The organism is Rhizobium sp. RHZ02 (assembly GCF_014851575.1).
Lineage (GTDB): Bacteria > Pseudomonadota > Alphaproteobacteria > Rhizobiales > Rhizobiaceae > Rhizobium > Rhizobium altiplani.
The window spans coordinates 196,339-222,137 of the sequence record NZ_JACUZX010000001.1; the positions used below are offsets into that span (position 1 = coordinate 196,339).

The 25,799-nt window shown below is 60.8% G+C and carries 25 protein-coding genes; 2 read left to right on the top strand and 23 right to left on the bottom strand.

What is annotated here, in order from left to right; genetic code table 11:
* Positions 1-78: 78 nt before the first annotated feature.
* From IB244_RS00935 to IB244_RS01045, 23 genes are all read right to left on the bottom strand, one after another.
* The gene (locus IB244_RS00935; protein ID WP_192302823.1) at positions 79-1,071 is read right to left on the bottom strand and encodes a dihydroxyacetone kinase subunit DhaK; all 993 of its coding nucleotides are present in this window, start codon (positions 1,069-1,071) and stop codon (positions 79-81) included.
* Between the two features lie 55 nt (positions 1,072-1,126).
* A complete protein-coding gene (locus IB244_RS00940; RefSeq protein WP_192302825.1) occupies positions 1,127-1,537 on the bottom strand; it encodes a hypothetical protein in 411 nt (136 codons plus the stop codon).
* Positions 1,538-1,539: 2 nt separating this feature from the next.
* Positions 1,540-3,120, bottom strand: a complete 1,581-nt coding sequence (locus tag IB244_RS00945) for a putative PEP-binding protein (protein ID WP_192302827.1) — start codon at positions 3,118-3,120, stop codon at positions 1,540-1,542.
* The gene (locus IB244_RS00950; protein WP_018855605.1) at positions 3,104-3,448 is read right to left on the bottom strand and encodes an HPr family phosphocarrier protein; all 345 of its coding nucleotides are present in this window, start codon (positions 3,446-3,448) and stop codon (positions 3,104-3,106) included. Before IB244_RS00950 ends, IB244_RS00945 begins: the two co-directional genes overlap by 17 nt.
* On the bottom strand, positions 3,448-3,846 hold the full coding sequence (dhaM, locus tag IB244_RS00955) for a dihydroxyacetone kinase phosphoryl donor subunit DhaM (RefSeq protein ID WP_018855606.1): 399 nt from the start codon (positions 3,844-3,846) through the stop codon (positions 3,448-3,450). Before dhaM ends, IB244_RS00950 begins: the two co-directional genes overlap by 1 nt.
* The gene (gene dhaL / locus IB244_RS00960) at positions 3,843-4,457 is read right to left on the bottom strand and encodes a dihydroxyacetone kinase subunit DhaL (RefSeq protein WP_169679821.1); all 615 of its coding nucleotides are present in this window, start codon (positions 4,455-4,457) and stop codon (positions 3,843-3,845) included. Before dhaL ends, dhaM begins: the two co-directional genes overlap by 4 nt.
* A gap of 22 nt (positions 4,458-4,479) precedes the next feature.
* Positions 4,480-6,120: a dihydroxyacetone kinase subunit DhaK gene (locus IB244_RS00965; RefSeq protein WP_192302829.1), complete on the bottom strand. Its 1,641-nt coding sequence runs from the start codon at positions 6,118-6,120 to the stop codon at positions 4,480-4,482.
* Positions 6,121-6,166: 46 nt separating this feature from the next.
* Positions 6,167-7,174, bottom strand: coding sequence for an ABC transporter ATP-binding protein (locus IB244_RS00970; RefSeq protein ID WP_169679814.1), 1,008 nt, complete (start codon positions 7,172-7,174; stop codon positions 6,167-6,169).
* Positions 7,167-8,264 (bottom strand): ABC transporter ATP-binding protein, encoded by a 1,098-nt coding sequence (locus tag IB244_RS00975; RefSeq protein ID WP_169679810.1) that lies wholly within the window; start codon positions 8,262-8,264, stop codon positions 7,167-7,169. Before IB244_RS00975 ends, IB244_RS00970 begins: the two co-directional genes overlap by 8 nt.
* A gap of 3 nt (positions 8,265-8,267) precedes the next feature.
* Complete coding sequence (locus IB244_RS00980) at positions 8,268-8,483, bottom strand: hypothetical protein (RefSeq protein ID WP_192302831.1); 216 nt, start codon at positions 8,481-8,483, stop codon at positions 8,268-8,270.
* Positions 8,480-9,433, bottom strand: a complete 954-nt coding sequence (locus IB244_RS00985) for a carbohydrate ABC transporter permease (protein WP_025658499.1) — start codon at positions 9,431-9,433, stop codon at positions 8,480-8,482. The genes IB244_RS00980 and IB244_RS00985 overlap by 4 nt, the downstream gene beginning before the upstream one ends.
* A complete protein-coding gene (locus tag IB244_RS00990; RefSeq protein ID WP_192240164.1) occupies positions 9,430-10,398 on the bottom strand; it encodes a carbohydrate ABC transporter permease in 969 nt (322 codons plus the stop codon). Before IB244_RS00990 ends, IB244_RS00985 begins: the two co-directional genes overlap by 4 nt.
* 101 nt (positions 10,399-10,499) lie before the next feature.
* Positions 10,500-11,825, bottom strand: coding sequence for an ABC transporter substrate-binding protein (locus tag IB244_RS00995; RefSeq protein ID WP_018855614.1), 1,326 nt, complete (start codon positions 11,823-11,825; stop codon positions 10,500-10,502).
* A 364-nt stretch (positions 11,826-12,189) separates the two neighbouring features.
* A complete protein-coding gene (atzF, locus tag IB244_RS01000) occupies positions 12,190-14,019 on the bottom strand; it encodes an allophanate hydrolase (RefSeq protein ID WP_192302832.1) in 1,830 nt (609 codons plus the stop codon).
* Positions 14,016-14,369, bottom strand: a complete 354-nt coding sequence (locus IB244_RS01005; RefSeq protein ID WP_025658502.1) for a cupin domain-containing protein — start codon at positions 14,367-14,369, stop codon at positions 14,016-14,018. The genes atzF and IB244_RS01005 overlap by 4 nt, the downstream gene beginning before the upstream one ends.
* Positions 14,362-15,030 carry a cysteine hydrolase family protein gene (locus IB244_RS01010; RefSeq protein ID WP_192302833.1) on the bottom strand — a complete coding sequence of 223 codons (669 nt, stop codon included), beginning with the start codon at positions 15,028-15,030 and terminating at the stop codon, positions 14,362-14,364. The genes IB244_RS01005 and IB244_RS01010 overlap by 8 nt, the downstream gene beginning before the upstream one ends.
* A complete protein-coding gene (locus IB244_RS01015; RefSeq protein ID WP_192302834.1) occupies positions 15,030-16,580 on the bottom strand; it encodes an ABC transporter ATP-binding protein in 1,551 nt (516 codons plus the stop codon). The genes IB244_RS01010 and IB244_RS01015 overlap by 1 nt, the downstream gene beginning before the upstream one ends.
* On the bottom strand, positions 16,577-17,638 hold the full coding sequence (locus IB244_RS01020; RefSeq protein WP_192240168.1) for a ring-opening amidohydrolase: 1,062 nt from the start codon (positions 17,636-17,638) through the stop codon (positions 16,577-16,579). Before IB244_RS01020 ends, IB244_RS01015 begins: the two co-directional genes overlap by 4 nt.
* Entirely contained in the window at positions 17,638-18,339 is a 702-nt protein-coding gene (locus IB244_RS01025; protein WP_192302835.1) for a cysteine hydrolase family protein, read from the bottom strand. Before IB244_RS01025 ends, IB244_RS01020 begins: the two co-directional genes overlap by 1 nt.
* Positions 18,340-18,348: 9 nt before the next feature.
* Positions 18,349-19,365 carry a formamidase gene (locus tag IB244_RS01030; protein ID WP_192302836.1) on the bottom strand — a complete coding sequence of 339 codons (1,017 nt, stop codon included), beginning with the start codon at positions 19,363-19,365 and terminating at the stop codon, positions 18,349-18,351.
* 10 nt (positions 19,366-19,375) lie between these two features.
* Complete coding sequence (locus IB244_RS01035; RefSeq protein ID WP_192303119.1) at positions 19,376-20,302, bottom strand: ABC transporter permease; 927 nt, start codon at positions 20,300-20,302, stop codon at positions 19,376-19,378.
* Positions 20,302-21,432, bottom strand: coding sequence for an ABC transporter permease (locus IB244_RS01040; RefSeq protein ID WP_192302837.1), 1,131 nt, complete (start codon positions 21,430-21,432; stop codon positions 20,302-20,304). The genes IB244_RS01035 and IB244_RS01040 overlap by 1 nt, the downstream gene beginning before the upstream one ends.
* A gap of 18 nt (positions 21,433-21,450) precedes the next feature.
* Complete coding sequence (locus IB244_RS01045; protein WP_192302838.1) at positions 21,451-22,575, bottom strand: BMP family ABC transporter substrate-binding protein; 1,125 nt, start codon at positions 22,573-22,575, stop codon at positions 21,451-21,453.
* A gap of 318 nt (positions 22,576-22,893) precedes the next feature.
* On the opposite strand from IB244_RS01045, the gene IB244_RS01050 reads away from it, so the two are divergent.
* Positions 22,894-23,571, top strand: coding sequence for a GntR family transcriptional regulator (locus tag IB244_RS01050; protein ID WP_169679779.1), 678 nt, complete (start codon positions 22,894-22,896; stop codon positions 23,569-23,571).
* 142 nt (positions 23,572-23,713) lie between these two features.
* Positions 23,714-25,642: an adenylate/guanylate cyclase domain-containing protein gene (locus IB244_RS01055; protein ID WP_192302840.1), complete on the top strand. Its 1,929-nt coding sequence runs from the start codon at positions 23,714-23,716 to the stop codon at positions 25,640-25,642.
* Positions 25,643-25,799: the final 157 nt, after the last annotated feature.

A 25,799-nucleotide genomic window follows, 5' to 3' on the forward strand; every position in this document is an offset into this window, starting at 1 on the left:
GAATGTAGGGGGCTCCGCCCCATTCGGTGCAATTTGCTTGACGGCCCAGTTCCACGGGAGCAATTGCTCGAGCCTAAATTAGCACCCCCAGCGCAACGCCGCCGTCGCAACGGGCGAATCCCACAGGAGAAGTTCTTCCTCACTGAGGATGGCGAGCGTGACGGAAAGGCCCTGCATATCGAGGGAGGTGGCGTAAGTGCCGACGAGCGAGCGTACGATCCTCAGGCCATGATCCGTCATGAAGCGGTGGGCAGTATTGTAGGCGAGATAAAGTTCGGCCGGTGGCGTGCCGCCAAGGCCATTCACGAAAAGCAATGCCTTGTCCGCAACCGGGGCGACTTCGTTGAAGACTGTCGCGCTCAGATGCGTGACGATGGCATCTGCGTTGGAGAAGGGCTCTCTCTCGTGGCCTGGTTCCCCGTGAATGCCAACGCCCATTTCTATCTCACTCGGGCCGAGCGCAAAGGTTGATCGCTGCGTGTGAGGAACCGTTACGCCAGTCAAAGCGACACCCATCGATCTGACGCGGTGCGAAAGATCACCGGCAAGGGCTCTCAATTCGGCGAGCGCCATTCCCTTTTCGGCCGCAGCGCCGAGAAGTCTCTCAACGATCACGGTACCGGCAACACCGCGTCGGCCGCGCCCGTCCTGCGTCCGCGCCGTTTCGATGTCGTCGCTCACGATCACCATTTCAATCTTGTGGCGGCTCGATGCCATCTCTGCCGCCATTTCGAAATTCATGACATCGCCGTCGTAGTTCTTCACCACGAGCAGGCAGCCAGCCCCGGTATCCGTTTCCTCGATCGCGCCAACGATCTGGTCCGGAGTAGGAGAAGTGAAGATATGCCCGACACATGCTGCATCGAGCATGCCGCGACCGACGAAACCGATATGCATTGGTTCGTGACCCGCGCCACCGCCGGAGATGATTGCCACCTTGCCCGGAACGAGGTGGCAACGGCGGACAAATTTACGATCAGCGCCGAACACAACGAAGTCCTCATGGGCGCGCACGAACCCGTCGAGGCTTTCGGCGACCATTGTTTCCGCTGTATTCATGAATTTCTTCATCAAGCCCCTCCCAAGGCGATGATCATCTAGCGCCTCGTCGCGCGCAATGGTCCGTTCAATCCGGCGATCCCGAAATTGCAGCGATCTTTTGCACCAAGTCGGTGATTGCCTCTTCAAGCAGCCGGTTGCGTCGTTCGTCACCGAAGTCAGGCACCATGATGGAAAGGTGTCGCAATTTCTCCGAGGCGCCTAATTCCGGCAGTTTGCCGGGATGGGCGATCTGATAAGCGTCGAGAAAGCGTTCCTGTTCGGCGGCGCTGAAATGGCAAACCCGGAAGATCGTCGCAAGATGACGCGCAGGAAGAGGCGTCGCATAAATGGGGCTGGTTATCTGGGTGACGAAGCTGCGATGCTTGCCGAGTTCCGTCGCCAGCCGCTGACGGGTTCCCGAAGGCCGGTTTTCGATGATCTGCGCCAGAATATTCTTATAGGCGATAATGGCGTCTTCGGTGTCTTCGCGCGCCATCCCTATTCTCCGGCTGCCCTTGTTCCATCGGCATTCAGACCGACTATGGCCGATCTTATCGTGGGAAGCCGATCTGGCGCCACGGAAAAATGCCGCAGACCGACGGCGAGAAGATCAGAGATACGGGATGGATCGCCGGCCATGTCTCCGCAAATGCTGACTGGTTTTTTGCCGGCAAGCTTGACCGCCCGTGCCACGAGGCGCAGCACTGCGGGCACTGCGCGGGCCTGATAACGAGCAAAGTCGGCCTGCTCGCGTGCGGAAGCGACCAGGTATTGCGAAAGGTCATTTGTACCAAACGAAAAGAAGTCTGCATTTTCGAATTGATCGAGCATGAGGGCCGCCGCCGGGACCTCCACCATCATGCCGATCGGGGGAATACGGTGCGGCACACCCCTGCTTGCGAGCAGGCTGGATTCGTCGCGATAGATCTGCCTGATATCGTCGACATCAGACGGAAATGTCACCATCGGCAGCATGATGCGAAGATTGCCGAAGACCGCGGCGCGCAAAAGCGAGCGAGCTTGAACGCGCGCAATTTCGGGCCGGGCTAGAAGAAGACGAATGCCGCGCAACGAGGACATTTCCGTGAGGCCGGAGAGCGGCTTGTCGCCACCGATATCCAACATACGGATTGTCACGGACCGGCCATCCGCCCAATCCAGGAGGCGGCGATAGATCTCAAATTGCTTTTCTTCGTTTGCGGCATCACCGAGCGACGTCACCGCGAACTCCGAGCGCATCAGCCCTATTCCGGCGGTTGTCGCGACCGGGATCGCATCGATTTCGTCAGGAGCATTGACATTGACGGACAAGAGGACCTGCGCTCCGTCCGCGGTATGCAGGATTCCGCTGTCGAGTGGCGGTGCGGTGCTTGTTGGCGGACGGCTGACTTGCGTCGACGTCGCATGGTCCTTGGCTGTCTTAAGAATGACAATACCTGAATCACCGTCGACTCCCATGTGTTGCCCTTCCTCCGTCGCGAAGCGGCCGGTACCGATTACCATCGGAACGGACCGGGATTTGGCAAGCAGGGCGACATGGCCGACGGCACTCCCTCCGAAGAGAACGATACCGCCGCCTGCCGACCAGTCATGGGCGAGGAAGCGGCTGGGCTCCATGTCCTTTCCGACATAGATGGATCCGGCTGGAAAGTCGTCGACGGGCGTTCCGGTGAGTACGGAGAGGACGCGGTTCTTGATGTCCAGAATGTCGACGGCACGCGCCCTTAGTTGATCTTCTTCCGAGCATTCCAGTTCCCGGATGTAACCATCGAGCGTTCCGATCCAGGCGAAAGCTACATTTTCACCCGCATCGATACGCGCGCCGGCCATCTCGGTCAGCGTTGGATCGCGGAGCACCTCAATCTGAAACTCGACGATGTCGCCGCCCTCGGAGTCTGCCCCGGTGCCAAGGTCCCGCAGTTCGCGGATGGCGGTGTCGACTGCGCTGGCGAGTTCGGCATGGCCGGAGATGCTTGATGGCGGTGACGGGGCAGGGGCCATTGGTTCGGCGACGAAGGCCGGTCCGTTGGCAACACCTGGCGCCGCGCTCGTGCCTTTCAATCTAAGCGGGGCGGCCATGCTTCTTTTCCTCATCGAAATTGCGCTCGACGAGGCCCTTCAATGCCCGGATCGCTTCTTCGGCGAGGATTCCGTCGGCGCGAATCTTAAGCACCGAGCCCTTGCGGATCTTGGCGCCCATGATCTTGATGATGCTCTTGCCGTTCAGCCAGACGTCGCTGCCATTGACAGCGACCTCGATGGAGCAGGGGAACGACTTTGCCAGCCGCGTGAACGTCACCGAAGGCCGGGCATGCAGTCCGACGCCATGCTTGACCTCGACCTCCGTCTGGCAACTGGCATGGACCTGCCCTGCCTCATGGGTTCCTATGCGCAATCCACTGCTCATCAGGGTGAGAGCTCCTCTGCCGTTGCGACCACCTTGGTCAGTGAGGCGCCACCGGAGGCCTCGGCAGCGGCGATAACGGCTCCTTCAACGATAGGGGCGTTGCAGATCGATACCCGCTTGGACCGGGGCGAGCCGAGCATTTCGATTGCCATTTCGCTGTTGGTTTCAGCTCCACCCAGATCGACGAAGACGGCTACGCCGGCGTCCGACCAGGCCTCTTCGATGGCTTTGAGAATTCCGCCGGCATCCGTTCCCAACTCGCCGTGACTGTTGCCACCGGACCAGGCGAGCGGCACGCTGTCGCCCACCATTTGCCGCACCATATCGGCGGTGCCACGCGCAATGAGCGGCGAGTGGGAGACAATTACAATTCCGACGTTTGGCGTCTTCGCATTCATGCGCTGCGGTGCTCCTCGAGATAGCGGCAGATCGCGGTTGTCAGAAGCGCACAACTTGAAGCGCCCGGATCGACATGGCCGATTGACCGGTCGCCGAGATAGGAAGCCCGGCCGCGCATCGCCCTCATGGCAGACGTCCGCTCGGCAGCAACTTCGGCTTGACGTGCGATGTCCGTCAAAGATGAACAATGCGCGAGTGCGTCCTGAACCGGATAGAGAACATCGAGAAGGGTTTTGTCCCCGGCATGCGAGCGGCCTCGACGGGCGACCGCATCAATTGCCTGCCTCAGTACCGCTGGAAAATCTTGGTTCTGGTTCAATGCACGGAGCTCGCGACCCATCTCCATGAGCAGTGTGCCATAGAGAGGGCCGGCCGCGCCACCGATGTTCATAACGAGCGTCAGTCCGATCTTTTCAAGCGCGTCGGGCAAGGGAAGAGTTGCAACAGAGGCTTCCTCGGCGCTGACTGCGTCGCAGCCACGGCGCATATTCGTTCCGTGGTCACCGTCCCCAATCGCCCGATCAAGCGCGCAGAGATGTTCGCTGTTTGCCGCAATCGTTGCCCGGCAAGTCTCGATCAATCCCGTAAGAAGAACCGGTTCTGCCTGCATCCGATATCCTCCAATCGCCAATTCATGCCAGCGCTGCAACGACTTCGAACACGCCCGCCGTAGCGACAGCCCCCGGATCCGGCACTCCCTCCAGATCCTTCTCACCGACATAGGAGGCGCGACCGGCCTTCGCCTTCAGCATCGCCTTTGTCGATTGAGCACCGGTAGCCGCAGCCTTCGCCGCGGCCGCGACATCACCTGATGCCAAGGCCGCGAGTGCGGGCGCCAGCGCGTCGACCATGGTACGATCGCCGATGCCGGCTCCTCCATAGAACGTCATCCGATCGAGCCCGGCAAGCAGGGCAGCGGCTATATCAGCCTTTTCCGCCATGGCCTTGGAGGCGGCCGTAAAAAAGATCGAGAGCAGTACGCCACTGGAGCCGCCCATGCTCGTGCTCAGGATCTCACCGATCGAGGCCATGGTGGCGCCAGCATCCTTCAGCGGCAGCGTGTCGATGCGGGAAAGAACGCTACGCGCCCCTGTTGCCACGGTGGAACCGGTATCGCCATCACCGACGCGGCCATCGAGGCGGTTCAACTCGCTCTCGAGGGAAATCAGATGCTCGCAGACCGCCGTCAAAAGGCGACGGCTCCGGCTGTCATCGCTGGCCGAGGCCACTTCATCCCGGCCAGATATCTTATCCGGGGCGGGAACGATGGCGATCTCGTGCCGTTCGGCGACGGGTGGCCAGGCATGCGGCCCGACTGCGGACTTCAGCGCGGCTTCGCGAGCAGCGTCCAGCCGAATGAGCGAAAGCGAAAAACCGTTCATGTTGAGCGCGGTCATCATCGGCGCCGGTCCGACGATCAGGCGCACGCGACGCGTGACCGGCGAGGACAACACGGCATTGGCAATGACGCCCATCTCAAGCGGCGGCACGGCGCCAAGGTTGTTGATCAACAGTGCGTGGTCATGTGCACCATCCAGTCTTGCGGCCAGTCGCTCGGTCATCGTCGCGACAAGGTCGACAACCGGTTGCAAGGCGATCCGCTCGACACCGGGCTCGCCATGGATGCCGAGGCCAAGCTCCCCTTCATTGGCGCCGAGCCGATCCTCATGCGCCTGACCGGGAACGCTGCAGGTCGAAAGCGACATGCCGAGTGAAACGATATCTCGGGCTGCGGCAGCCGCTTGTGCGGCGACCGTCTTCAGGCCGGCTCCTGCTTCGGCGTGGTAGCCGGCGATCTTATGCACAAACAAGGTACCGGCAACGCCGCGGGGCTGGTTGATTTCGGGGATGGCAATATCGTCGGCAACGATCACCATCTCGACATCGAAGCCTTCGGCACGGGCCTTTTCGGCAGCGAGGCCAAAGTTGAGCCGGTCGCCCGTATAGTTCTTGACGATCAGCAGGGCGCCCTTGGGGCCCGTTACCGCACGGATGGCCGTCAGCACGGCATCGACGCTCGGCGAAGCAAAGATCTCGCCCGATACAGCTGCTGTCAGCATGCCCTTGCCGACGAAGCCGGCATGCGAGGGCTCGTGACCCGCGCCGCCGCCGGAGATGATCGCGACCTTCGATTTATCCCAATCCGCGCGCAGGATCACCTTGATGTCGGGGAAGCTATCGAGACGGGCAAGACGACCGGCACTGCTTGTCAGGAGCAGACCATCGAGGGCTTCGGTAACAATGGTTTCCCGGCGATTGAAGAAATGTTTCATGGAGAGAGACCCGTCTTTTATGCAGTGTGTTTTGTATCGTTCAATTCTAGCCCAGACGCTGGCCGCTGGCGTCGAAATAGAGCGGATCGCGTAAAGTGAGGCTGATTCGATCACCCGGCCGGATTGCGAGATATGGATCGGCAAGTGTGACGAGCTTGTGGTCGCGCACCCGGATGTGAAGGTGGTTCTGGTCGCCAAGGTGCTCGATCCAGTCGATTTCGGCATTGGCATTCTTTTCGACCATGATATCGAGATGCTCGGTTCGCGCACCGATCGTCCTGGTACCTGGCGGCGGATTGGCGCCTGGCAGGAGATCGGCGGGCAGCAGGTTGATATGCGGTTGGCCAAGCCGGGCAGCGACATCGAGGCTGGTGGGATTGCCGTAGATTTCACGCGGCGTCCCGACCTGCAACAGCCTGCCTCCAGCAACAATGCCGATCCGATCCGCCATCGTCATGGCTTCGACCTGGTCGTGGGTCACGTAAAGCAAGGTAGAACCGAGTTCCTCCTGGATCCGCTTGAGTTCCAGGCGCAGTTCGGCACGCAGCTTCGCATCGAGCGACGAGAGGGGCTCGTCCATCAGGTAGATGGCGGGCCGACGTACCAACGCCCGGCCGATCGCGACACGCTGCATTTCGCCGCCCGACAGACGCGTCGAACGGTTCTCAAGCTTGTGGTCGATCCGGACCATACGCGCAATTTCGCGCACGCGACGGTCGATCTCTTCAGCCCCCAGCTTGCGCACAGGCGCTCGCAGCGGGAAGGCGAGGTTGTCGTAAACCGTCATGTGCGGATAGAGCGAATATTGCTGGAAGACGAAGGCGACGTCGCGCTCGGCGGGCGCTTCGCCCGAGACGTTGCGACCATTGATCTCGATGCGACCGCTATCCGGTCGTTCCAGGCCGGCGATGAGGCGCAGCGTCGTCGTCTTGCCGGCACCGGTCGGCCCAAGCAGGACGACGAACTCGCCATCGCGGATTGAAAGGTTGAGATCAGACAGAGCCTGCGTGTCGCCAAAACGCTTGTCGAGGCCCTTGAGGACGATGTCAGCCATGCTCGGCCTCCGAGTAGAGTGCCGAAGCAATGGCGCGGCCCGACTGGCAGTCAAACAGCGCGAGCTTGGCCGAATTGAAGTCAAGACCGACCGTCTCGCCGATACGGAAGTTGCGGTTTGCCGGAACTCGCGCCTTGATGACGCCGCTCGACGTCTCGATCGTCACGACCTGATTGGTCCCGAGGTATTCGCTGCCATAAACCGCTCCCCTCAAGGGCGACGTATCGCTCAGGCGAATATGCTCAGGCCGAACCCCGAGTGCCAATTCGGCCTCGGCCAGGTCCTGGTGCACCTCGGGAACGGCGACATCGACCCCATGCAGCGAGACGGATCGCGCGCCTGTCTGCAGCCCCGAGGTGAAGCGCATGAAATTCATCGACGGCGAGCCGATGAAATCGGCGACATACATGGTGGCGGGCTTGCTGTAGATTTCCTGGGGCGTACCGAATTGCTCGATGACCCCATGGTTCATGACGGCAATCTTGTCGGCCATCGCCATCGCCTCATGCTGGTCATGGGTGACGTACACCGTCGTCGCTTGAATGCGGTTGTGCAGTTCACGAAGTTCGTGAACCATGACCTCGCGAAATTCGGCGTCGAGCGTCCCCAGCGGTTCGTCCATCAGGAAGCATTTGGGACGGCGCACGATGGCGCGACCAAGCGCCACACGCTGCCGGTCGCCGCCGGCAAGTCCGGAGACCGACCGGTCAAGGATATGATCGATCTGCAGCAGCCGCGCGGTTTCCTCGACGCGCTGGCGGATCTCGGCCTTCGGCATGCCTTGCGACAGCAGCGGAAAGGCGATGTTCTTGCGCACGTTCATATGCGGATAGAGCGCGAAGAGCTGGAAGACGAAAGCGATATCGCGCGCGCTGGCGCGGTTGAAGGTGACGTCTTCGCCGTCAAGATAGATCTTGCCGCTGGTCGGCAGTTCCAGACCGGCGATCATGCGCAGCGTCGTCGTCTTGCCGCAGCCGGACGGACCAAGCAGTGCCAGGAATTCGCCGTCATGGATGGTGAAGCTTGAATCCTGCACAGCAACGAAGCTGCCAAACTGCTTGCGGAGATTTTCTATTCTGATGTCCGCCATGGCTCACTCCGGAAACTTCGAGACGATGATGAACATGGCCGTTCCCGCAAGCAGCGTCACCAGCGAGTAGGTGTAGAGCACCAACAGGAATGGCTGGAAAAGCATGAGGAAGCCGATGGCAATCAACGCGGTTGCGATATTTTCCATTGGACCGCGACGCAGAAAGAACGGGCGCTTCGGGCGGGATGGGGGGCGCGGTGTTTCTATGAGGTGGGTCATTTGCGGACCGCTCCGAAGGTGATGCCACGCAAGAGCTGCTTGCGCAGGAGAATGGTGAAGACGAGGATCGGGATCAGGAAGATCGTTGTTCCCGCCGCGACCGCCGGCCAGTCCTGACCGCCCTCGCCGATAATGGTCGGAATGAAGGGCGGTGCCGTCTGGGCTTCGCCCGATGTCAGCAGTGCCGCAAAGGCATACTCGTTCCAGGCAAAGATCAGACAGAAGATCGCGGTGGCGGCAATGCCGGTCGTTGCTTGCGGCAGGACGACTTTCCAGAAAGCCTGCAGCCGCGTGTAGCCGTCGATCATCGCTGCCTCCTCGTACTCCCGTGGGATCTCGTCGATGAAGCCCTTCAGGAGCCAGACTGCAAGGGAGACGTTGACCGCGGTGTAAAGCAGGATCATGCCCAGCGCCGTGTCGGAAAGACCAAGCTCCCGATACATGAGATAGATTGGGATGGCGACGGCGATCGGCGGCATCATGCGTGTCGACAGGATGAAGAACAACAGGTCGTCGGCAAGGGGGACCCTGAAACGCGAGAAGCCATAGGCGGCCAGCGTTCCCAATGAGACGGCCAGGAATGTCGAGCCGAAGGCAATCACCAGCGAGTTGGCAAAGCGCGGCAGGAAATTCGAAGGACCGGCGATCACCATGTTGCGCTTGCGGGTGACCTCGTCGCAGGTGCCGGTCGGCGCGGGCAGGGAGGCGATGTATTCCGGCGTCTGCCGCGTCCTTGTTGTCAGGAGGTTGCAGTAGCCTTCCAGCGTCGGTGTGAAGATGATCTTCGGAGGATAGCTGATGGAGTCCGGCGGAGACTTGATGCTGGTCAGGAAGATCCAGACGAGCGGGATCATGGTGATCAGGGCGTAGAGGATCACGATGGTGCCGGCGATCCGTTTGTTGGCCCGGCTCGGTTCGACGACGGAATGGGCTGAGGTGACGGAGCTCATCGTTGCTTCACCCTGTTAAGTGCCTTGACGTAGATGTTGGCGAGGCCGAACACGGCAACGAAGAGGATGATGGCGAAGGCAGACGCCCGCCCTGTCGCCCAGCTCTCGAAGGCCGTACGCTTCAAGGTGATCGAGGCCACTTCGGTGGTCGAACCCGGGCCGCCACCTGTCAGCAGTGTAACCATGTCGAACATCTTGAAGTTCTCGATGCCGCGGAACAGTACGGCGAGCATGATGAAAGGCAGGGCCATCGGGACGGTGATCGACCAGAATTGCCGCCATGGGGAGGCACGGTCGACCTCGGCTGCCTCATAGATGTAGTCCGGGATGGATCGCAGGCCCGCGAGGCAGATCAGCATGACATAAGGCGTCCACATCCAGGTATCGACAATGATGATGGCCCAAGGCGCCAGCGTGACACTGCCGAGCATCTGTATGTCGGCGGTCGGAATGCCGGTGATGAGCGAAACCGCGTAGGCGAAAAGACCAATCTGCGGCTCGTAGAGAAAGCGCCAGAAATTTCCGACAACAGCCGGAGACAGCATCATCGGTATCAGGATGAGCGTCGTCCAGAACGCGTGGCCACGAAACTTGCGGTCGATCAGATAGGCGAGCGTAAAGCCGATAACCGTCTGCAGCAGGATCGTCCAAAACACGAAATGCGCCGTCGTCTGCATGGCCTGCCAGATATCGGGGTCGTTCAGGACACGCTGGTAGTTGCTAAATCCGACGTTCAGAACAGGCGCATTCGGGCGGTTGGCACGATAGTTCGTGAACGACAGATAGATCGCCCAGATGAGCGGGAAGATGTTGATGGCGAGAAGCAGGATGATGGCCGGTGCAATGAACAACCAGGCAATCGCTCGGTCGGATAGTCCTCGGACACGGCGTGCGACCGATGTCGGCGTCGCCCTCGCAGTCGCGTCAGCTGCCTTTTCGACCATGGAGGAAGATGAAATGTTCAAGGTGTCACCTGGTCTTTGCGTATGTGAGACACGTGGCGGCCCGGCAGTCTTGGCAATCCGGGCCGCCATTCTGGCAAGAATGTTTTGCGTCCAGCCGGACACTAGATCTTGCCGTCGTCCTTGAAGACTTCGGTCCAGTCCTTCACGAGGCCATCGAGCGCCTCCTGAGCAGTGCCGTTGCCGGCCACGACATAGTTATGAACGCGCTTCTGCATGTCCTGCAGGAGGGTTGCGTAGCTTGGCTCTGCCCAGAAATCCTTGACGATCGCCATCGAGTCCAGGAATGCCTGGGCATATGGTTGGCTGGACGCAAAGTCCGGGGCGTTCACAACTGACTTCAGGCACGAGTAGCCGCCGAGCTGCCACCACTTGGCCTGCACTTCAGGCTGGGCGAACCACTTGATGTACTGCAGTGCCGCGTCTTTCTTGTCGGAGTAGGAGACGACCGAGATACCCTGTCCGCCAAGCTGGGCGAAATGTTTCTTTTCCGCCGGGTTGGGGAAGAAGCCGATCTTGTCGCCACCGACTTTCTCATCCTTGTAGAGACCCGGCCATGTGAAGGCGAAGTTCATCTGCATGGCCACCTGGCCGGATTTGAAGGCGTCGGCGGATTCAACCATGTAAACGTTGGAACTGCCGGGCGGTGTGCAGCAGTCATAGAGCGCCTTGTAGAACTCCAGTCCCTTGACCGCATCGGGCGAATTGACGAAGCCTTCCATCTCGTAGGGCTTGTCTGGGTTGTCGTATTGGAAGCCCCAATCGTAGAGCACGTTGGTCACGCCCATCGTGATGCCTTCAGAGCCGCGCTCCGTATAGATCGAGGCGCCGTAGACGGTCTTGCCATCGATCTCGCGCTTCTGGAAGAACTCGGCGATCTGCTTCAGCTCGTCGTAGGTCTTTGGCGCCGCGAGATCGTGACCATACTTTGCCTTGAATTCCTTCTGCAGTTCCGGCCGCTCGAACCAGTCCTTGCGGTAGGTCCAGCCGACCACATCGCCCATGGCGGGCAGCGCCCAATAGTTCGGCGTATTCTTCGGCCATTCCGAATAGCCGACAACCGTCGCCGGCACGAAGTCATCCATCTTGATGCCTTCCTTGTCGAAGAAGTCGTTGAGCTTGACGTAATGGCCGTTTTCAGCCGAGCCACCGATCCACTGGCTGTCGCCGATGATCAGGTCGCAGAGCTTGCCATGGGAGTTCAGTTCATTGAGGAAGCGGTCTGCATAGCTCGTCCACGGTACGAACTCGAACTTCATTTCAGTGCCGGTTTTGGCGGTGAAATCCTTGGAGAGTTCGACCAGTGCGTTTGCCGGATCCCATGCGGCCCAGCAGAGCGTCAACTGGTCGGCTTTGGCGAGATTGGGCAGCGCCGACGAGATGATGAACGCCGAGGCCAGCCCGAGAAGGGCTTTCGATTTCTTTTGCATAAGTTCCTCCCAGAACCAAAGGCCGGCTCCCCGCCGACCGCGCAAGTTCACCCATTTGCGAGAATGCCTACATGAACTCCTCAACTCTCATGTTTAGCAATATGTTTAGTGATAGATATTTTTATAAACATTGCAAGTGGCAATCGTTGTTGCTCCGCAGCAATTGCTGACCTCCATGCTTACCTGCGCCCGTGGCCACAAGATCATTGCTGCCGGTTGAACCGACCGCGGTTACCTCCGAAACGGAGGCAGAGAGCGGCCGCATTGGCGTCGTGGCAACGCGGCCGGTTGTCTTGGCAGCTGGCGCTGCCGTAACACATGGTGAGAACTGCCCGGCTCTGCGATCCACAATTGCCGGGATTGATCAGCCTGCGCTTCGCGCTCTCCGGTCGGTGTCCGCCGCCACATAGTTGCGCCAGCCGCCATAGTTGGTGATGTCGGTGGCCCCTGTTATCCCTGCGGGCTCAACAAGGAAGCCTTTAGCCACAGTTCCGTCTGACAGACTGATTGAGCCGATCCCGAGCGGCGAGGGTATTGCCGCCACGAATTGCCCGAAGGCAGCGGGCGTCAAGCGCCAGACTTCCACGTCGATGCGGCCGCCTCTGCCGGCCTCGACACGGATCATCCCCGGCTTGGCGGGCACCTGGCCGGCAAGGGCATAGAGCCTGTAGGCATCCGATGTCTGCGCCTGCCGAGAGAACACGGCGTCGAGGTCGCGCAGTTGGACGTTTAGTTGCATGCCGGAGAGATGCGCACCGACGACAACGAGATCGATCATCCCATCCTCATCAATTCTCGCCGGTTTCGGAAAAGCCGGTGGCAGAGACCAGCTTGTCGCTCCCAGACTGACACCGGCTGCTTGGTGGATCTCTCGGGCAAGGGAGGCCGCCAGGCCATCCCGGCCGGACGGCGCCAGCAGGGTCACGCTCGCCGGGAGGCCGTCGGCACGCTTGCCAGTCGGCACGGCGATCCCGCACATATCGAGCAGATTGACGAAATTGGTATAGGTCCCAAGCCGCGAGTTCTCGCGAATCGGTTCGGCAGCAAGGTCGGCCAGCGTATAGTGGCTCGGGGCCGTCGGCACACAGAAGAGATCGACAGAATCGATGATCGGCTGCACTGTCTGCTTTAGAGCCTGAAGGGCGTAGAGACCATTGAAGGCATCGGCTGCGCTCAGCGCCTTCGCGCCACCATAGATCTTGCGTGTGACCGGATGGAAGCTCGTTTCGTTGGCATCGAAGAAGGCCTTCACCGCGGCATAGCGTTCCGCCACCCAGGCGCCCTCGTAGAGCAGATTGGCAACCTTGTAGAAATCTCCGAACGGCACTTCGACCACGCGATGACCGAGCATCGTCAGCATCGCGAGCGCGCTCTCGTACGAAGCCTCCATGCGGGCGTCGCCAAAGAACTGGCGGTCTGCCTTTGCAGGAACACCGATGCAAAGGACCGGCGGAAGCGAGCCATAGCCGGATGCGGGTATGTCCTTCGAGTAAGCATCCGCCGCGTCGTAGCGCGCGGTGGTGTCGAAGACACGCCATGCATCATCGACGGTAAGGGCAAATATGGAAACACAGTCGAGCGTGCGGCAGGCCGGTATGACCCCCGCCGTCGAAAGGGCGCCGACGCTCGGCTTGAGGCCGACGATGTTGTTAAGTCCTGCGGGGATACGGCCGGAGCCGGCCGTATCCGTTCCGAGCGCGAAACTGACGATCCCTTGGGCGGTGGCGACGGCCGAGCCGGAGCTGGAGCCGCCGGGAACGAGGTTGGCGTCGATGGCGTTGCGAGGGATCGGGTAGGGCGAGCGGACGCCCACGAGGCCTGTTGCGAACTGGTCGAGGTTTGTCTTGCCGATGACGAGGGCCCCGGCCTGCTTCAGCAAGCGAACGACGGTCGCATCAACAGCCGCTACATAGGAATAGTCAGGGCAGGCAGCCGTTGTCGGCATGCCGGCGACATCGATGTTGTCCTTCACGGCAAAGGGGATGCCCCAGAGCGGCTTGGCCTCGGCATCAAACGGACCCAGCGCTTCCACTTCGGCAAGCAGCGCTTCGCGATCTGAGAGATGAAGAAAGATACCAGGATCGTTGACTTCGGCCAGGCGCGCAAACACCCGGCCAATGATCGTGTCGGGGCTTCCACCCAAAGCGTAGAATGCGTGCAGCGATGCGATGTCGAAAGCCGGTGCGCCGGTCATGCTATTTCCTCTTCCAGTATCCTAACGGGCCGATCCCATTGGATCAGCACCACGCAGCCGGTGTCACTCCAGACGGAATGCTCGGTTCCAGCCGCATTCACGACATAGCTGCCGCGCCCATAGTCGCCGGCCTCATCGGATTGTGTGCCTTCCAGGACCAGGATGGTTTCGAGCCCCTCGTGTCGATGCCGCGGTACGGAGGCTCCGGCCTCGTATTTCAAAAGGGCGACCCCCGGCTGATCGTTTTCGAAAGGGCGGATCCAGTGGATCGTAACGTCCTCTCGAAATGGAGAGAAAGTTAGCTCTTTCCAGCCACCTAGCGTCAGAAGCTCGCGTGTCGTCTCAGGCATGACCAATCGCCTCCAATATGTCGTCCACATGTGAAGTCCATCCAACGATCCCGCCCTGGGCGCGGATCATGGCGATGGCGGCATCCTTGAACTCGGGAAAATAGCTCTCGGTTGCTTCTTCGGCGAGAAGGCATTCGTATCCGCGATCATTGGCTTCGCGCATGGTCGTCTGAACGCAGACCTCGGTTGTGACGCCGGCAAAGACAAGCTGGCTGATGCCCCTCGCTTTCAAGATCTCGCCGAGTTCGGTCGCGTAGAATGCGCCTTTGCCCGGCTTCTCGATCACGATTTCGCCGTCGACGGCGGCGAGCTCCGCCAGGATCGCAGTACCGGCCTCTCCGGCAATCAAGATCCGTCCCATCGGCCCGTCATCGCCGATCCGAAGGGTTGGAGCGCCGCGGTTGCGCTTGGCGGGGGGCAGATCGGAAAGATCCGGCTTGTGGCACTCCATGGTGTGAATGACAGGCAGGCCGGCCTCGCGAAATCCCTCAATCAGCCGTTTGACGTCGGGAATGATCCTGGTGATGCGGCTGACATCGTTGCCGAGGCTTGCGCCGAAACCGCCTGGCTCGGCAAAGTCACGCTGCATGTCGATGACGATGAGCGCCAGTTGGTCGGGCCTGGCCGGAAAGGCAAAAGGTTGTGCCTTGATGTCTGGCATTAGTGATGTCCTGCCATATGCGCGCCGATGACCGAGATATCGGCAGCGCGCGCCGGGGTTTCGTAGACCAGCTTGCCGTCCGAGATGACCATGATCCGGTCGGACATCTCCAACAGCTCGTCGAGATCCTCCGACAGCAGCAGCACGGCCGCACCGGAGTTGCGCGCCCTCATGATGCGGGCGCGGATTTCCGCGACAGCTGAGAAATCGAGGCCGAAGCAAGGATTGGCGACGATCAGGAGATCGACTTCGCCGGTCAGTTCACGCGCCAGCACCGCGCGTTGCACATTGCCGCCGGAAAGGGCTGCGATCGGCGAGGCGGAGGAAGCGGTCCTGACCTTGTAATCGGTGATCAGATCCGTCGCGCGTTTCTTCATCCTGCCCTTGTTGAGCCAGATCGCATCTTTTCCGTCGTTTTTCAGATCGAATGTACGGAAGGCAAGATTCTCGCTGACCGTCATGCGGGGCGCGCAGGCATTGTGCAGGGGCTCCTCGGGAATGAAGCGCACATTGTTCCGGCGCGTCTCCGGCCGGGTCGCGCCGTAGGCGTCGCCGTTGACAAGCACGCTGCCCGCCTCGGTCGGCCGCTGGCCGGCCAGGATCTCCGTCAGCTCCTTCTGGCCGTTGCCCGATATGCCGGCAATGCCGACGATTTCGCCGGAGCGAACCGTCAGGGTGTCGATTTCAATGGTTTTCAACCCCGAGCGATCCGGCGCCTTGACCTTTTCCACCTTGAGAACAGGCTTTGCCATCTCAGACACTGGCACGCGTGTATCGAGCTGGGCGAGCTTGACGTCGCCAATCATCATCGATGCCATCTCTGCGGTCGACAGCTGGTCGACCCCTCCGCCGCCGACCAGCTTGCCGCGCCGCAGGATCGAAACTGCGTCGGCGAACTTCGTAACCTCATGGAACTTGTGTGAGATCATCAGCACGGTCAGCTCGCCGCGATCCGTCATGCCGCGCACCAGTCCGAGCATTTCGTCCGCCTCGGCTGGCGTCAGCACGGATGTCGGTTCGTCGAGCACCAGAAAACTGCGGCCGAGATAGAGCTGCTTGACGATTTCGAGCTTCTGCTTTTCGCCAGCGGCCAGCTCGCTGACGGGGCGATCGAGCGGAATCTTGAACGGCATGTGCTCCATGAAGGCTGCAAGATCCCTACGCTCCTTGGCCCAGTTGATCACCGCGGGCACGGCAGCCCGGCTGATGACGAGGTTTTCCGCGCCCGTCAGCGACGGCACCAGCGTGAAATGCTGGTAGACCATGCCGAGCCCATAGGTTGCCGCATCCCTGGGGGAGGCGATCGCCACTTCGCGCCCATCGACGGAGAGCGAACCCGAGGTTTGATGGTAGAAGCCCATGATGCACTTGACGAGCGTTGACTTGCCGGCGCCGTTCTCGCCGAGGAGCGCATGGAAGGTTCCGGCTGGGATATCGATCGATACGTGGTCGAGCGCCGTGAAACTGGCAAACCGCATCGTCATGTCGAGCGTCTGGATGCCGACGGCCTTGCCAGCCTGGGGAAGAGGCGTGTCGCGTACGATGCTCACTTCAGGTCTCCTTTTTCGACGATAATTGCGACCGGCCCGCCACCTGGCGGTCCCTGATGTTCGGCACCGCCCGATACGTATAAGTCGGTCATGCCGAAGACGCCGGCGAGCGCGCCGCCCACAAACGCGCGGGCATGGCGTGTGCCGGCGATATCGGAATCGTTCAGCATGGTATGGCGCTTGCCACCAACGTGACCGGACGGGTCCGGCTCGGCCTTGGCCAGCACCGCCGCGAGCCTTCCTTCCGCCGGCAGACGATCCCAGGCAGCGCGGACGGATCCAGTGTCTATCGCGTCCCGCATGACGGCATGGTCGATGGTGAGAGGCCCGGACCATTTTGCGCTCATGCCGAGTACGATGACCTCATGATCCAAGAGCTCGACGCCTGAAGAAGCCGAGGCGCATCGGGAATAGAGATCGAAGCGGCTACAGATGTCACTGTCGTCGATGGCGTCGATGTCCACCTCGCCAAGTGCAACGGCAACGCCAAGTGCCGACGCGCCGCGTGACAGCGCCATTGATTTCAGCGTATCGCGCGTCGCCGTCGTCTTGCCGGCTGATTCCGCATCGGCAATCCGCTGAGAGGTCAGCAGCGGGCATTTGATCTGTACGAAGTGGACATCGGCGGTGTCCTCGATCCCGGCATCCCGGATGGCGGCTTTAACCGCCGCCGCCACCATGCGGACCTGCTCGCAGCGACCGAGTTGTTCAGGCGGCAGGGCAGGGGTGCGCGCCACGCCGATTGCCAGAGCCCCTTCTCCAGGCTCCTCGACCTGTTTGCGCGTGAAGATGGTCCAGTGAGGCGAGAGCGCGCCTTCCGTGCCGCCGGACATGACGATTGAGACGCCTTCTACATTCTGTTCATCGAACAGCCGCTCGAAGCTGCGTGTGGCGTAGCCGCGGGTGAAGTCGTTGACGCAGCCGTTGCCCTCGGTCTTGCCAAGCACGGCGACCACGTCGGAAGCGTCAATTCGGCCGGCAAACAGGGCTTCGACACCGGAGACATCGTCCGGACTGCCTGCCGGGACGCGAAAGACATGAGCACGCAAGGAGGGCATCAGGGAAGGGCCTCGATCAGGGTAGCCGCGTTGGACACAGATCCGAATACGCCGCCCTGCATCTTCACCATCTTGATGGCCGCGAGGTGGTTGCCATGATCGGTGGCGCCGCAGCAATCCTCGAGCAGCAGGCACTCAAAGCCGCGATCGTTGGCCTCGCGCATCGTCGTGTGAACGCAGACATCGGTGGTGATGCCTGTCAGGATGATGTTCTCGATCCGCTTCTGGTTGAGGATCAACTCCAGATCCGTGGCACAGAAAGAGCCTTTGCCGGGCTTATCGATGATCGTCTCGCCCTCGATCGGTTTCAGCTCGTCTATAATATCCCAGCCCGGCTCCCCGCGAACGAGGATGCGGCCGCAAGGGCCGGCGTCGCCGATGCCAGCGTGAATACGCTGCGAGCGCCAGCGCTTGTTCGCCGGCAGGTCGGCGAGATCGGGCCGATGACCCTCCCGGGTGTGAATGATGTGATAGCCCTTGGCGCGCATGGCCGAAAGGACCCTCATGATCGGCTCGATCGGTGCCCGCACGAGCGAAAGATCATAACCCATATGATCGACGTAGCCGCCTGGACCGCAGAAATCCGTCTGCATGTCGATGATGACGAGCGCCGTGTTGTCCGGCCTCAGCGCGCCGTTGTAGGGCCAGGCATAGGGATCGGCATTGATGTAGTGTCCCCTGTTTTCGACCATCGCATCCATCGTCTTCTCCTATTCGCCCGCAAGTTTGAAAGTTTCGCCATAGCGCCGCGCCGGCTTGTCGAAGCCGCAGGACGTGCCGTCGACGACCTTGACCTCACCTTCCCAGGGCAACCGGTACCGGCCCGCGATGAGATCGTGCATGTAGCTGTAAGGCGCGTCCCCCGCGCCGCCGGCGACGGCGACATAACCGCGATGGCCGAACTGGTAGATATTGTTCTCGACGCCCCAGCTGCGCCGCGCCTCACGCACCAGGTCAGGGCGGACCTCGGCGGTGATGATCTCGTTCGGGCGACCGGACGTGCCGTGGGCGATGATCGTGCCGTCGAAATTGCAGATCATGCCTTCGCCCATGGAGTCGAACGTGCCGTCCGAACCGCACATGCAGACGCTGGCGGTCACCATCAGATTGCAGAAGGCGTTTGACTGGTTGGTGAACTTCCAGCTGTCGCGGATCGGAGCGGTATAGCCCGCTGTCCGGATCATGATCTCCGCGCCCTTGTAGGCGCACTCCCGGGCCATCTCCGGAAACATCCCGTCATGGCAGATGATCAGTGCGAGCTTCGCGCCTTTCGGTCCCTCGATCACCGGAATGCCGAAGTTGCCAGGCTCCCAGGGCTCGACCGGCACCCATGGATGCATCTTGCGATAATGGAGTTTCAGTTCGCCTCTGTCGTCGATGACGATGCCCGAATTGTACGGCATCCCATCCGGATTGAATTCCATGATCGAGAAACAGCCCCAGATGCGGTTTGCGCGGCAGGCTCTCTTGAAGGCAGCAACCTCCGGCCCGTCGAGTGAACACATGATCTCGGGATTGATGTCCATCGACAGGCCATGCAGCGCATACTCGGGGAAGACGACGAGATCCATGCCTGCCTGGTTGCGACGGGCCTTGCCGACGAGGTCGACGATAACCTCTTTCTGCCTTGCAAGGTCCTCCCTGGTGACCGTAACGGGTAGCTGAAGCTGGACCAGGCCGATACCGACGCCATGTTCGGATTTGTTAAGGCCGCCGAGACCATTCATGGCAGATCCCCTATTTCGTGAGCGACAATGCGCCGGGGGCACCGGCGAGCGAACGTGTTGGTGAGGACGTGGCAATGAGGATGACGAGCGTCAGCACGTAGGGAGCCGCGTAGAACAGGTAGTAGCCCTGCGTGACGCCGACCGACTGCAAGGCAGGACCCAGTGCGCCCGCACCGCCGAAGAGAAGGGCGGCCAGGAAGCAGCCGATCGGGTTCCAGCGCGCGAAGATCACCAGCGCCACCGCCATCAGGCCCTGTCCGGAAGAAATGCCTTCGTTCCAGGAGCCGGGATAGTAGAGCGAGAGATAGGCCCCGCCCAAGGCGGCGAGCGACCCGCCGACGCCGGTGGCGAGCAGCCGGACACGATCCGGATCGATCCCCATCGCCCGTGCCGCATCGGTGCTGTCGCCGACAACGCGCAATACGAGACCGACACGGGTGTTCTTGAACCCCCACCACAGGAAGAGTGCCAGCGCGCCGCCCACGATGAAGAGCACATTGATGTTCAGTGCCGCCTGAACCTGCGGAAGATTGGACCACACACCGAGCGGGATCGACGGCAGATGCGGTGCTGCCGGCTGAATGAAGGGCTTGCCGAGAAAGAAGGCCAGTCCCAGCCCGAATTGCATCATGGCGATGCCGATCGCGATGTCGTTCACCTTCGGCCACTTGCAGATCCATCCGTGCACGAGGCCGAAGACGGTTCCGGAGCCCATGGCCGCCAGCACGCCGAGCCAGGGCGAGCCGGTAAGCACGGCGACCGCGTAGGCCGTCATGGCCCCGAAGACCAGCGTACCTTCGAGGCCAAGGTTGATGCGGCCAGAGCGTTCGGTGATGGTCTCGCCGAGGCTGACGAAGATGAAGGGTGTCGAGACGCGGATCGCGCCCGCAAAGATGGCGAGGGGTACACCCCAGATGCCGATGCCGCTCGCTTCCATCATGGGCTCCTTTTCCAGAGGTCGGGATTGAAGATCTTGAAGCGACCGTAGAAGGTCTCGCAAAAAAGGATGACGACGAAGAGAGTGCCTTGCAGCACCAGGACCGTTGCGTCAGGCATGGCCATCCGGCGCTGGATGAGGCCGCCCGACGCATCGATGCCGCCAAGCAGGATGGCGACCGGAATGATCGCCAGTGGATTGTGCCGCGCCAGGAAGGCGACGAGGATGCCGGTATAGCCGTAGCCCGCCGCCAGCGAGGCATTGGCGCTGCCTTGGACGGCGGCGACCTCGATCATGCCGGCAAGACCGGCGAAGCTGCCGGCGATCGCCGTGAAGCCGACGATCAGGCGGCCGACCGGCAACCCCTGTATCTGCGCGGCGCGAACATTGCCGCCGGCGATGCGCGCCGCGAAGCCATAGCTCGTGACCTCGATCAGCACCCACGAGATGATGCAGGCGACGACGCCGATTGCGAGCCCCCAGTGCACATCCATTCCGGGTATCTTGCCGAGCATGTATTCGGCGGGCAGGGGGGTGGTGGAGGGTTTGTTAAGGCTCGCCGGATCGCGCAGTGGTCCTTCGACGAACTGGTTCATGAGGGCGATGGCGATATAGGCGAGCAGCAGCGAGGAAATGGTCTCGTTGACCCCGCGATAGTGCCGCAGGAAGCCTGCAAGACCGATCCAGATGCCGCCGACGAGCATCGCCGCCGCCGCCATCAGCAGCAGAACAAGGAAGGCGGGCAGCGTTCCGACGAACGGCAATGCGGCCGCCGCCGCAGCAACGCCACCCAATACGACCGCGCCCTCGCCGCCGATGATGACGAGCCCGAGACGCGCCGGCAAGGCGACGCAAAGCGCCGTCAGGAGAAGGGGGGCGGCCCGGCTGAGGCTGTTCTGGATCGAGAACCAGCTGCCGAAGCCGCCTGTGTACATCAATTGGAACAAGGTGACCGGCGATTTGCCGATCACGAGAATGAAGATGGAGAAGAGCGCCAGCCCGATCAGGATCGCGCCGCAACTGATGGCGACAGGTTCTGCGCGCCGTGCGACCCACTCAAGGATGGGTCTAACAACGGACGATCGTTGGGAAGCGATGGCTATTGCGGAGGTATTCGCCTCGACTGTCATGACGCTTCTCCCTCCGGATCAGGCCGTGGATCCGACGACGCCTTCCACGAGATACGCCATGCTCTCGAGCTCGATGGCATCTTCGGCATAGCTCTTGTCGGGCGTGACGGCGACGTTGCCCTTGTTGTCCTTGATCGGCCCCTTGAAGACGGAGAACTTGCCGGTCATCATTTCGGCAAGCGTTGCGTCGAACTTCGTCCGTCCTTCGGCTGGCACGGCAGGTCCGAGCGGGCTCATCTTGACAAAGCCATCCTTGAGGCCACCGCGCACGAAATTGCCGAGCTTTTCGCCGGCCTGGGCCTTCTTGACAAAATCGGTGTAGACGTTGCCCCACGCCCATTCGGCGCCGGTCAGATATTTTTCAGGAGCAAGCGGGCTCTGGTTTGCGTGGTAGCCGCAGACGAAGGCGCCGCGACCGGCTGCCGTCTCGACAACAACCTTCGGGCTGTCGACATGGCAGGTGATAACATCCGCGCCCTGGTCGATCAGCGCGTTGGTCGCTTCTGCTTCCTTGACTGCAAGCGACCATTCGCCCGTGAAGATGACCTGGCAGGTGATCGACGGATCGACCGAGCGTGCCCCGAGCAGGAAGGCGTTGATGTTCTGCAGCACCTGCGGAATGGGCTTGGCCGCGACAAAGCCGAGCTTCTTGCTTTTCGACGTGTAGCCAGCCGCGACCCCGTTCAGGTATTGGCCCTGGAAGATATAGCCGAAATACGAACCCGTGTTTGCAGGGTTCTTGCCCTCCTGCCAGAGGCCGCCGCAATGGCGGAACTGCACATCCGGGTACTTTGCCGCCATCGCCAGCATATGCGGGTCGAAGTAGCCGAACGACGTCGGGAAAATCAGTGTCGCGCCATCGAGGTTGATCATCGACTCCATCGTCTTCTGGACATCGACGGTTTCGGGGACATTCTCTTCTTCTACGATCGTGACGCCCGGCAGGGCCTTCAGCGCCGCCGCCCCTTCGGCATGGGCCTGGTTGTAGCCGTAGTCGTCCTTGGGGCCGACATAGATGAAGCCAACGGTGAGTGCGGTCTGGGCGAGAGCGCGGCCCGACAGCAGGCCCGGCGTCAAGGCGAGTGCTCCGGCGGCGGAAACCTGCAGGAAGTGGCGGCGGTTCATGGAAAGGAGATTGGTCATCGGAATGCTCCTTGCGGCCAGGGCCGGTTCGAAAAAAACGTTGCAGAAAAGTGTATGCAATGACCGTGCCATATTCTAAGTGATTGAATTATCGCACCAATATTAGCCGCACTGTTTTGCTTGTCCAAACTGTATGCAGTTTTACCGCAAGAATGACCAAAATTTAGTCTTTGATTACTATTCACTCATCCGCCTTGTCGTCGGGTCCTTCACAAAAGCTCGCTGGGGCAACACAATGCCTCTATAAACAAGAAGATAATTGACTTATCGGTCAACCGGCCGCATCTGTATGCAGTTGACGCAGCAAGAATCAGGATCGTGACAGAGATCAAGCGCAGGCAGGTAATCAGGGCGGGCACAACCGTCGAGCAGATGGTTCGCGCCATCGCGGATATGATTGTGACCGGCCTTTTCGTTCCCGGCGAGAGGATGGATGAGATCTCGCTGGCCGCCCGCTTCGATGTCTCCCGCACGCCGGTCCGGGAGGCGCTGCGCGAACTTGGCGCCATGGGGCTGGTCGATCGTGAGCCCAACCGCAGTGCCGTCGTCGCGAACGTGACGGAGACTTATCTGCATTCGATGTTCGAGGCGATGTCGGAATTGGAGGCCATCTGCGCACGGCTCTCGGCCGAACGCATGACGGTCGATGAGCGGCGCTCCCTCGAACTCGAGCATCGGGCCTCGGCAAAACTGGTGCACGCTGGAGCCGAAGAAGGCTATGCTGCGCACAACACGGAGTTTCACACTCGCCTTTATCGTGGGGCCCATAACGAGCACATCTTCGAATTGGCGACGCAAACCCGCGCACGACTGGCACCGTTCCGCCGGGCGCAGTTCCGCCTGCCCGGCCGCCTGGCCAAATCCTATGACGAGCACGATGTCATCGTGACGGCGATCATGCGTGGAGATGTGGCGGCAGCCGGTCAGGCAGCCTATTCGCACGTTGCCAATGTGAGTGACGCGAGCATAACATTCGCCACAGCGAAGAACGCCTGAGAAGCTGTGGCCGATCCATCTTGCTCAGGCCCGAAATCGGTGAAAGATAAGGCCGTGAAACGGATACGGCGACCTCAGAAATGGCCAAGGGCAAAGACACGACAGGATTTAGAAAGGTTGGCTTGAGGTGGAGGAAGTGAAAGTGTCTTCCTCGCGAAGCGATCCCGAGATGCCCTGGTCCCAGCCGCTACGCCTGCACCTCAGCATCGTGATCGTACTCCTGCTCGTAAGCGTCTGCACGCCGCTGATGTGGCTTACATACCAACATGGGCGGTCATCCGCGATCGATGCCGCGCAGGAGAAGATGCGGCTGTTGAGCTTGCATGCACTCGATCACTATCGCAGCGTCTTCGACAGCGGCTATTCCGCCATTGAGACAAGCTCCGCCCTGGCACCAATGGTATCGGCGCCGCCGGCGGAGCTCGACGCAAAGCGCGACTTCCTGCTGAAGGCGCTGCAGGGGTCACCGAAACTGGACAGCTTGTATGCCGGCTATCCGGACGGTTCCTTTATTCAGGCAGCCAGTGTCCTCACCAATCCGAAATGGAGCCAAGTCCTTTCAGCACCGTCCGGCACAGCATTTGCGCTGATCACAATTGGGCAATCCGCTGAAGGAATGACGTCCGCCTGGAGGTTCCTGGATGTCAACGGCAACCTGCTCGCCGAGCGCGACAGCAAAAACGTGACTTACGATCCTCGGCAACGGCTCTGGTATCGCGCTGCCGTTGCAAAAGATGGGCCCGCCTCGGTTGGCCCGTATGTCACCGCCGCGACGCAATCACTGAGCCTGACGCTCGCCACGCCGATGGAAAAGGACAGGCGCGTCGTGGCGGGCGCAGACGTGCTTCTGGAAACCATCAGCAGCCTGCTGAACGAGGAAGCGATATCGACACATGCACGTGGCTATGTTTTCGACGATCACCGGCGCCTGATCGTCCACTCTGACCCGACGATCATGGCTCTAATCCTCGAAACGCTCTCCAATACGTCGCGCGATGAAGTTGCTGCACCGTATTCAGGGGATCCGGCTTTCGACGCAGTCAGGCAACTGCTGCTGACGGAAGCCGGCACCAGGGGAGGCGTGGCGCATTTTTCGGTTGCGGGGGTGCCATACATGGCCCAGATCTCGCCGGTCGAGTTTTCCGGGCTGCTCAAGGGCAACACGCTCGTCATTGCGGCACCTGTCGACGATTTTGTCGGTCCAAGCAACCGCTTGCTGATCAAGACGCTGATGATTGCCGGTGGTGTTCTTATTGCGGGTATTGTGGCAGCGCTCGTCGTCGCGCGGCTCATCAGCAATGCGCTCTTTTCTCTGGCTGCCGAAGCCAGGCAAATTGGGGATCTGGATTTCAAGGGACAGGGAGCCTACCGCTCCATGATCGCCGAGATCAACATTCTCGCAAACGCACTTGCCGCAGCACGTGACGCGATCCGCAATTTTTCTCTCTATGTGCCGCGGGAACTTGTACGCAAGATCGTCAGCGCCGGGAAAGTCGAAACCGCGGTTGCCTCGCGTCAGGAAGTCACCCTGCTTTTTACCGACATCCGGGATTTTACGACAATTTCTGAGCAGTATTCCCCGGAAAGCGTTACTGCGCTGCTCTCGTCCTATTTTCAGTTGATGAACGATATCGTGGAGCAGCACAACGGAGTTATCGTCCAATATCTGGGTGACTCGATTTTCGGCATGTGGAACGCACCGGTGCCGGATCCTCAACACGTGCAGAACGGCTGTCGTTGCGCCCTGGCACTAAAGGCGGCGATCGATGAATTCAATATGGCTAACCGAGCCTCGGGGCGCCCGGAATTCATCACACGGTTCGGTCTTCATACCGGGCCGGCGGTTGTCGGCAGCGTTGGTGCGCGGACCCGTCGCCAGTACACGGCTATGGGCGATACGGTCAACGTGGCGTCCCGTCTCGAAGGCATGAACAAGCAGTTCGGCACCTCTATCCTCGCAAGCGGGGCGATCAGCGCAAAGGCAGGAGACGCATTCCGTTTTCGGTCTCTGGGACTGGCGCAAGCCAAGGGCCGCTTCGAACAGATCGAGGTGTTCGAGCTTGTTTGCTAGTTGAAACCTCTTCGATCCTGCGCAGCAAAGTGCGACGTTGCCGGTGGCCGGTGTTCGATCCCGTGTTTGCCGGTATCGCCAGGTCTTATACGGTATCGTCTTTCCCGGCGGGTGAAGCCCGATGTTTCGGTCCGAGTGCGCGAAACGGCCTGGTGTG

Bases quoted from the DNA above. Each gene is read 5' to 3' on its own strand.
- IB244_RS00935 (WP_192302823.1), bottom strand. From the start codon at position 1,071: ATGAAGAAATTCATGAATACAGCGGAAACAATGGTCGCCGAAAGCCTC.
- IB244_RS00940 (WP_192302825.1), bottom strand. From the start codon at position 1,537: ATGGCGCGCGAAGACACCGAAGACGCCATTATCGCCTATAAGAATATT.
- IB244_RS00945 (WP_192302827.1), bottom strand. From the start codon at position 3,120: ATGGCCGCCCCGCTTAGATTGAAAGGCACGAGCGCGGCGCCAGGTGTT.
- IB244_RS00950 (WP_018855605.1), bottom strand. From the start codon at position 3,448: ATGAGCAGTGGATTGCGCATAGGAACCCATGAGGCAGGGCAGGTCCAT.
- dhaM (WP_018855606.1), bottom strand. From the start codon at position 3,846: ATGAATGCGAAGACGCCAAACGTCGGAATTGTAATTGTCTCCCACTCG.
- dhaL (WP_169679821.1), bottom strand. From the start codon at position 4,457: ATGCAGGCAGAACCGGTTCTTCTTACGGGATTGATCGAGACTTGCCGG.
- IB244_RS00965 (WP_192302829.1), bottom strand. From the start codon at position 6,120: ATGAAACATTTCTTCAATCGCCGGGAAACCATTGTTACCGAAGCCCTC.
- IB244_RS00970 (WP_169679814.1), bottom strand. From the start codon at position 7,174: ATGGCTGACATCGTCCTCAAGGGCCTCGACAAGCGTTTTGGCGACACG.
- IB244_RS00975 (WP_169679810.1), bottom strand. From the start codon at position 8,264: ATGGCGGACATCAGAATAGAAAATCTCCGCAAGCAGTTTGGCAGCTTC.
- IB244_RS00980 (WP_192302831.1), bottom strand. From the start codon at position 8,483: ATGACCCACCTCATAGAAACACCGCGCCCCCCATCCCGCCCGAAGCGC.
- IB244_RS00985 (WP_025658499.1), bottom strand. From the start codon at position 9,433: ATGAGCTCCGTCACCTCAGCCCATTCCGTCGTCGAACCGAGCCGGGCC.
- IB244_RS00995 (WP_018855614.1), bottom strand. From the start codon at position 11,825: ATGCAAAAGAAATCGAAAGCCCTTCTCGGGCTGGCCTCGGCGTTCATC.
- atzF (WP_192302832.1), bottom strand. From the start codon at position 14,019: ATGACCGGCGCACCGGCTTTCGACATCGCATCGCTGCACGCATTCTAC.
- IB244_RS01005 (WP_025658502.1), bottom strand. From the start codon at position 14,369: ATGCCTGAGACGACACGCGAGCTTCTGACGCTAGGTGGCTGGAAAGAG.
- IB244_RS01010 (WP_192302833.1), bottom strand. From the start codon at position 15,030: ATGCCAGACATCAAGGCACAACCTTTTGCCTTTCCGGCCAGGCCCGAC.
- IB244_RS01020 (WP_192240168.1), bottom strand. From the start codon at position 17,638: ATGCCCTCCTTGCGTGCTCATGTCTTTCGCGTCCCGGCAGGCAGTCCG.
- IB244_RS01025 (WP_192302835.1), bottom strand. From the start codon at position 18,339: ATGGATGCGATGGTCGAAAACAGGGGACACTACATCAATGCCGATCCC.
- IB244_RS01030 (WP_192302836.1), bottom strand. From the start codon at position 19,365: ATGAATGGTCTCGGCGGCCTTAACAAATCCGAACATGGCGTCGGTATC.
- IB244_RS01035 (WP_192303119.1), bottom strand. From the start codon at position 20,302: ATGGAAGCGAGCGGCATCGGCATCTGGGGTGTACCCCTCGCCATCTTT.
- IB244_RS01040 (WP_192302837.1), bottom strand. From the start codon at position 21,432: ATGACAGTCGAGGCGAATACCTCCGCAATAGCCATCGCTTCCCAACGA.
- IB244_RS01045 (WP_192302838.1), bottom strand. From the start codon at position 22,575: ATGACCAATCTCCTTTCCATGAACCGCCGCCACTTCCTGCAGGTTTCC.